Annotated in this window: 1 pseudogene; it reads right to left on the reverse strand. The window is 76.2% G+C overall.

Annotated features, from left to right (window positions below):
- A pseudogene (locus tag D183_RS25650) lies at nt 1-474 on the reverse strand (MFS transporter); the annotation flags it as partial.

Consider the following 474-nt stretch of genomic DNA (forward strand, 5'->3'; position numbering starts at 1 on the left):
GGCCGCGGCCGCCGCCAACCCGGCTGCCGACAGCCAGGCCGGGGCGATGCGCTGCGCCAGCACCGCGGCCAGGCTCGGCACCAGCAGCATCGGCGCCGACAACGCCAGCAGCGTCAGGCCGGCACTGGCCGCCGGCGTGCCATCCACGCCGATCATGCGCAGCGGCAGCAGCACCAGCAGCACCACGTAGCTGGTGCAGGTGGCGACCGGCAGCAGCTGCACGCCGACGAAGCGCCGGTAGCGGAACAGGCGCAGGTCCAGCAGCGGATGGCGGCGGCGCCGTTCGATGCACACGAAGCCGAGCAGCAGCAGTGCGGCGGCACCGAGCAGGACCAGCGTCGCGGCGCTGCCCCAGCCGCTGTGCGGGCCCTGGATCAGGCCGGCGGTGAACAGCGCCAGCGCCGCGCTGAAACACAGCGCGCCGGCGCGATCCGGCGGGCCGGCGGCCGGATCGCGCGAGGCCGGCAGCCAGCG

The organism is Xanthomonas sp. SHU 199 (assembly GCF_000364665.1).
Lineage (GTDB): Bacteria > Pseudomonadota > Gammaproteobacteria > Xanthomonadales > Xanthomonadaceae > Xanthomonas_A > Xanthomonas_A sontii.